The sequence below is a fragment of the bacterium endosymbiont of Bathymodiolus sp. 5 South genome (assembly GCF_900128535.1).
Classification (GTDB): domain Bacteria; phylum Pseudomonadota; class Gammaproteobacteria; order PS1; family Pseudothioglobaceae; genus Thiodubiliella.
Genome location: NZ_FQTR01000345.1, coordinates 1 through 1,134 on the forward strand (window position 1 = coordinate 1; position 1,134 = coordinate 1,134).

Here is a 1,134-nt window from a genome sequence, read left to right on the forward strand (position 1 = left end):
AGCCATTGCTTTGGCAACATTACCTTCATCGAGATGAGGTTTGAGTCTTGCTTTGGCTTGACTGGATTGCACAAAGGTAATGCGTACAGGGCAAGTATTAGCCGCAGTTGGTCCAAACTTCATCAGCGCGTAAATTTCCTTGATTTGCGTCTCAGAGATAGGTTTGTCTAACCAGCCATTGTGACTTCTTGCTTTTGTAAATAAAGTGTTAAGTGCGTCTTTGTTCAGCATTAAAATATCCTTTTAATATAAATTATCGATTGCGTATGTTAGATTATATATTTTTTGATGCTAGACTATCAAACAAATTCAAAGACCATTTAACAAAAGTGGGAATAGAATTTGAATTTGAAGATGACGAGAACTTTGGCTCAGTGCAGGGTGAAATTGTTTCTATTGCCGATGAGACCAAAGATGATGTTTTAGATGAGTTGCAAGTATTGTATGATAAATTACAAGAAGAATTAGAGCGAATATTAGAACAAAATGGTGATGGCTTAATGATGAATGCTGCAGGTATGCAGACCCAACTCAAAGATGGCACAATGTGTACATTAAGAGTAGAGTCAACGATTGTAACGCGTATTCTCACCGTATTAGAGTTTGATGAATTGCAAGCCTTTATTGATAATATTGCGCGCAGTGTTGAAGAGCCTGATTTTGGGCATTTTTGTAAAAATAGAGGAGAGTGAAATGAGTGGATTTTTTGTATTAGTGTCGTTTGAATTAAATAACAAGGGTTTATTGAGTGATTGGAAGATTTTGTCTAAAGAAATTGATGATGATATTAGTAGCGTTAAAGGGTTTATTTCTCGTGATTCTGGGATTGATGAGCAAGGATATGTGTATTGCTTGCTTAAATGGCAAAGTAGAACATATCAAGAAGCATTCATGAGGCAACTTGAATCAAGAGATGATTGGCCAAAAACAATGGAAGACTTTGGGCGTATTGCCAATATGGAAACCATGACATTTAAAAATATAGCGCTCTTTTAACGATGAAGAAAATCACGATTATTGGTTCAGGGTTTGCAGGTTTAACTGCGGTGAGAACCCTACGCAAACAAGACAAAACCCTAGAAATTACACTGGTCTCCCCAAAGGCAGAACTGGTGTATATGCCGAGTTTGATTT

General features: G+C 36.9%; 3 protein-coding genes and 1 pseudogene. 3 read left to right on the top strand and 1 reads right to left on the bottom strand.

Annotated features, from left to right (window positions below; translation table 11 throughout):
• Window positions 1–231, bottom strand: a pseudogene (locus BBROOKSOX_RS11370) (nitroreductase family protein); the annotation flags it as partial.
• Window positions 232–329: 98 nt separating this feature from the next.
• On the opposite strand from BBROOKSOX_RS11370, the gene BBROOKSOX_RS11375 reads away from it, so the two are divergent.
• The 3 genes from BBROOKSOX_RS11375 to BBROOKSOX_RS12395 form a co-directional block, all read left to right on the top strand.
• Window positions 330–692 carry a hypothetical protein gene (locus BBROOKSOX_RS11375; RefSeq protein WP_218973757.1) on the top strand — a complete coding sequence of 121 codons (363 nt, stop codon included), beginning with the start codon at window positions 330–332 and terminating at the stop codon, window positions 690–692.
• 1 nt (window position 693) lies between these two features.
• Window positions 694–996 carry a hypothetical protein gene (locus BBROOKSOX_RS11380; RefSeq protein ID WP_139661966.1) on the top strand — a complete coding sequence of 101 codons (303 nt, stop codon included), beginning with the start codon at window positions 694–696 and terminating at the stop codon, window positions 994–996.
• Window positions 997–998: 2 nt separating this feature from the next.
• Window positions 999–1,134: NAD(P)-binding protein (locus BBROOKSOX_RS12395; RefSeq protein WP_373896632.1), on the top strand; the 136-nt coding region annotated here is incomplete at its 3' end.

Coding starts and splice junctions, on each gene's coding strand:
- BBROOKSOX_RS11380 (WP_139661966.1), top strand. CDS start 694: ATGAGTGGATTTTTTGTATTAGTGTCGTTTGAATTAAATAACAAGGGT.